This is a genomic window from Pseudomonas emilianonis, assembly GCF_023072625.1.
GTDB classification, from domain to species: domain Bacteria; phylum Pseudomonadota; class Gammaproteobacteria; order Pseudomonadales; family Pseudomonadaceae; genus Aquipseudomonas; species Aquipseudomonas paraveronii.
In genome coordinates this window covers 1-3,711 of record NZ_JAKNRV010000439.1, presented here as the reverse complement: position 1 = coordinate 3,711, position 3,711 = coordinate 1, and the positions used below count along the sequence as shown (strand labels likewise).

The following is a 3,711-nucleotide window of genomic DNA, read 5'->3' as shown; positions in this document are numbered from 1 at the left end:
CGCGGCTGATCGCCCGTGCCGAACGCCTGCGCCAGGGCTTGCGCGGCCGCAGTGCGCTGATTGAGTGCCTGTCGTTCGGCTCGTTCAACCAAGCGTTCAAGCCCAACCGCACGGCTTTCGACTGGCTCAGCCGTGACCCGGATGAAGTCGACCGCTACCTCCACGATCCGCTCTGCGGGTTCCGCTGCACCAACCAACTGTGGTTCGACCTGCTGGGCGGCTTGCAGCAAATCAGCAAAGCGTCCAATCTCGCGCAGATCGATCCGGGCTTGCCCATCCTGGTGATCGGCGGCGAATGTGATCCGGTGAGTGAAGGCAAGCGTCTCAAAAGCCTGGCCCATGCCCTGCGTGAGGCCGGCTGCCAGAACCTGCAACTGAATATCTACCCGCAGGCGCGTCACGAAGTGTTCAACGAAACCAACCGCGACGAAGTCACCGCGGATGTGCTGACGTGGCTCGACCAGGCCCTGACCTTGCGCAGGCCAGCTCGCTGCGAATAATTTTTCGTTTAAAATCAGCCAATTAAATTATCGATTAGCCACAGGATGCACCTTTAGATGACCCAGGTAACCAACACCCCTTACGAAGCCCTCGAAGTCGGCCAGACCGCCAGCTACAGCAAGACCGTCGAAGAGCGCGATATCCAGTTGTTCGCCGCCATGTCCGGCGACCACAACCCCCTGCACCTGGATGCCGAATTTGCCAAGGCGACCATGTTCAAGGAGCGAATTGCCCACGGCATGTTCAGCGGCGCCCTGATCAGTGCGGCCGTTGCCTGTGAGCTGCCTGGGCCGGGCACGATCTATATCGGCCAGCAGATGAGCTTCCAGAAGCCGGTGAAAATCGGCGACACCCTGACCGTGCGTCTGGAAATCCTCGAGAAGCTGCCGAAGTTCCGCGTGCGTATCGCCACCCGCGTGTTCAACCAGCGCGATGAACTGGTGGTGGATGGCGAGGCGGAGATCCTCGCGCCACGCAAGCAACTGGTCGTGACGTTGACCGAGCTGCCGGCCATCACCATCGGCTGATCAGCCCCCATAAAAAATCCCCGCATCGGCGGGGATTTTTTATTCAGCGACGACTCACGACTGAGCGCGAGCCTGGTTACGCAGGGCTTTGACCTGATCGTGATTGCGTTGCACGCCGTGGTACTGACGCTCAACCAGGTCACGGATACCCAGCAGGTTGTGCTTGTTGATCTTCTCGATCGCTTCTTTGTAAGCCTTGAGTGCGTGATCTTCACCGCGCTCGGCTTCGTTCAATACAGCCTCTTCGTCTTTACCGGTCACCATCGACTTCACATCGACCCAGCCACGGTGCAGGGCGCCGGCAACGCTGCCGGAATTTTCCGGATCGCCACCCAGGGCACGCACGGCGGTTTTCAGCTCGGCCACAGCGGTTGTGCAGTCTGCGGAGCGCTTGGCAAACAGCGCTTTGAGTTCTGGATGTTTGATGTCGTCAGCGCACTCTTTAAAACCTTTTTGACCGTCAATGCTGGTTTCGATCAGGTCGTTCAGTACCGAGATGGACTCTTTATTGATATCAGTCATTTTTCAATTCCTTATGCCGGTTGAGAAAGGTTGTCTGAATGATTGCAGCGGCCGTGCCAGGTTTTAAAAAACGACTTTCTCTTTTAATTTCAATATCTTAAAAAGATTTGAACGTTCTGTATGTGCGTTATTTGCATGATCTGTCATTTGGCCTTCATGCAGAATGCCTGTATTTTCGAAGACCTCGATGCAAACGCCTGAGCCGTCATGAATCCCGAAAAACTCGAATTGCTGATCACCCGCGAAATGCCCTTCGGTAAGTACAAGGGACGGATCATCGCCGACCTGCCTGGCCCCTACCTGAACTGGTTCGCCCGTGAAGGTTTCCCCCACGGCGAGCTGGGCGGGTTGCTGGCATTGATGCAGGAAATCGACCACAACGGCCTGTCCGAACTGCTGGAACCGCTGCGCGCCAAGCACGGCAAACCCGCGCCTCGCCATTAGGAGCCCACGCCATGCCATGGAATGCAGCCAACGAACCCCACTGGCAGGCCATCGCCGACCACTATGAGCTGGAGCCGGGCCCGATCAACCTGGAAAATGGCTACTTCGGGCGTATGAGCCGCGCGGTACAGGCGCAGTACCTTGAGCACGTCGCGTTTATCAACCACAGTAACGCGGTGCATGTGCGTCAGCGTTTCGAGCAAGGCGAAAACGTCGAGATCCGCCGCCAACTGGCCAAGCTGATCGACGCCGACCCCGAGTCGGTCGCCTTCACCCGCAACGCCACCGAAGCCTTGCAGTCGCTGATCCGCAACTACAACCGCCTGCAGCCGGGCGACCAAGTGCTGATCAGCGATTGTATTGCGGGATCACGGCGTTCACGTTCATCGGGCGCGATCAGCAGGCGATGGCGGACCGCCTGCTCAAGGACTACAACCTGTTAACCACCACTCGAGTGGGTGCGTCGTTTGGCACCTGTATCCGGGTGACGCCGGGCTTGGTGACGTCCGCGGCGGACATCGATGTACTGGTCACCGCCATCACCGCACTCAGCACGGACTGAAAATGTGGGAGGGGGCTTGCCCCCGATAGCAGAGTGTCAGTCACCGAAAATATCGACTGATAGACCGCTATCGGGGGCAAGCCCCCTCCCACATTTGGATGTGTGTTGGGTTCAAGGTTTTGCGCAGGCAAAAAAAAGCGGCACACCGACCAAGTGCACCGCAAAAAATGCCGTTAAGCACAGCAACAACGATTCGATAAATCAGCTCAGTCCAGCAGTGCCAGCGCCTCAGCGGTGACTTCCTGGATACGTGCCCAGTCGCCGTTCTTGACCCACTCGGGGTCGAGCATCCAGCTACCGCCCACGCACATCACGTTTTTCAACGCCATGTAGCTCTTGATATTGGCCGGGCTGACGCCGCCGGTCGGGCAGAATTTCACTTCGCCAAACGGGCCGCCCAGGGCTTTGATGGCTGCGACGCCACCGCTGACTTCCGCCGGGAACAGCTTGAAGCGGCGATAACCCAGGCCATAGCCTTCCATGATCCCGGAGGCGTTGCTGATACCCGGCAGCAGCGGGATCGGGCTGTGTACCGAGGCTTCAAGCAGGTCGCGGGTAATGCCGGGGGTAACGATAAATTGCGAGCCGGCAACGGTGGCCGCTTCGAGCATATGGCGATCGAGCACGGTGCCGGCGCCGGTACAAAACTCCGGACGCTGCTCGCGCAGGACCTGAATGGCCTTGAGGCCAAACTCGGAACGCAGGGTCACTTCCAATGCGGTCAAACCACCGGCTGCCAGGGCGTCGGCCAGCGGCAAGATGTCCTGTTCGCGGGCGATGGTGATCACTGGCAGTATCCGCGCCTTGGCGCAGAGACTGTCGATCAGGGCAACTTTATCCGCCATGGACACGGTCGATTGAGGGCTTTTCATCGCGGCTGATCCTTGGCTCATGGGCACCAGTAAATCTCTAAAGTAGGTTGCAAAAACGCGCGAATCGGCATGGCAGCAACGTCGTCACTGGCCAGCGCGGCGCTCAAGGTGGTCAATTTCGAACTGCCGGAGATCGACAGTACGGTGTAGTTCGCCGTGGAGGTGTGGGTGTACTGAGACCTTAGCCTTGCGGTGTTCGGAATGGCCTCATCGGGAGCAAGCCCCCTCCCACCCTAGACCGCGTTCTCATGCACAACTCGGTCAACTGTGGGAGGGGGCTTGC

General features: G+C 58.6%; 5 protein-coding genes and 2 pseudogenes. 4 read left to right on the top strand and 3 right to left on the bottom strand.

Going from position 1 to position 3,711, the window contains the following annotated elements; genetic code table 11:
* Together L9Z73_RS27045 and L9Z73_RS27040 are read left to right on the top strand one after the other, a co-directional pair.
* Positions 1–500 (top strand): serine aminopeptidase domain-containing protein (locus L9Z73_RS27045; RefSeq protein WP_247407667.1); only part of this gene is annotated, 500 nt, incomplete at its 5' end.
* A gap of 57 nt (positions 501–557) precedes the next feature.
* A complete protein-coding gene (locus L9Z73_RS27040; RefSeq protein WP_247407665.1) occupies positions 558–1,028 on the top strand; it encodes a MaoC family dehydratase in 471 nt (156 codons plus the stop codon).
* Between the two features lie 54 nt (positions 1,029–1,082).
* On the opposite strand, the gene L9Z73_RS27035 is transcribed toward L9Z73_RS27040, so the two are convergent.
* Positions 1,083–1,550 (bottom strand): ferritin-like domain-containing protein, encoded by a 468-nt coding sequence (locus L9Z73_RS27035; RefSeq protein WP_247407664.1) that lies wholly within the window; start codon positions 1,548–1,550, stop codon positions 1,083–1,085.
* A gap of 207 nt (positions 1,551–1,757) precedes the next feature.
* On the opposite strand from L9Z73_RS27035, the gene L9Z73_RS27030 reads away from it, so the two are divergent.
* On the top strand, positions 1,758–1,994 hold the full coding sequence (locus L9Z73_RS27030; RefSeq protein ID WP_003213031.1) for a DUF3820 family protein: 237 nt from the start codon (positions 1,758–1,760) through the stop codon (positions 1,992–1,994).
* An 11-nt stretch (positions 1,995–2,005) separates the two neighbouring features.
* A pseudogene (locus L9Z73_RS27025) lies at positions 2,006–2,556 on the top strand (aminotransferase class V-fold PLP-dependent enzyme).
* A gap of 206 nt (positions 2,557–2,762) precedes the next feature.
* Here L9Z73_RS27025 and L9Z73_RS27020 read toward each other — a convergent pair.
* Together L9Z73_RS27020 and L9Z73_RS27015 are read right to left on the bottom strand one after the other, a co-directional pair.
* Complete coding sequence (locus L9Z73_RS27020) at positions 2,763–3,428, bottom strand: bifunctional 4-hydroxy-2-oxoglutarate aldolase/2-dehydro-3-deoxy-phosphogluconate aldolase (protein ID WP_247407662.1); 666 nt, start codon at positions 3,426–3,428, stop codon at positions 2,763–2,765.
* A gap of 17 nt (positions 3,429–3,445) precedes the next feature.
* Positions 3,446–3,586: pseudogene (locus L9Z73_RS27015) on the bottom strand (6-phosphogluconolactonase); the annotation flags it as partial.
* Between the last annotated feature and the right edge of the window lie 125 nt (positions 3,587–3,711).

Coding starts and splice junctions, on each gene's coding strand:
- L9Z73_RS27040 (WP_247407665.1), top strand. CDS start 558: ATGACCCAGGTAACCAACACCCCTTACGAAGCCCTCGAAGTCGGCCAG.
- L9Z73_RS27035 (WP_247407664.1), bottom strand. CDS start 1,550: ATGACTGATATCAATAAAGAGTCCATCTCGGTACTGAACGACCTGATC.
- L9Z73_RS27030 (WP_003213031.1), top strand. CDS start 1,758: ATGAATCCCGAAAAACTCGAATTGCTGATCACCCGCGAAATGCCCTTC.
- L9Z73_RS27020 (WP_247407662.1), bottom strand. CDS start 3,428: ATGAAAAGCCCTCAATCGACCGTGTCCATGGCGGATAAAGTTGCCCTG.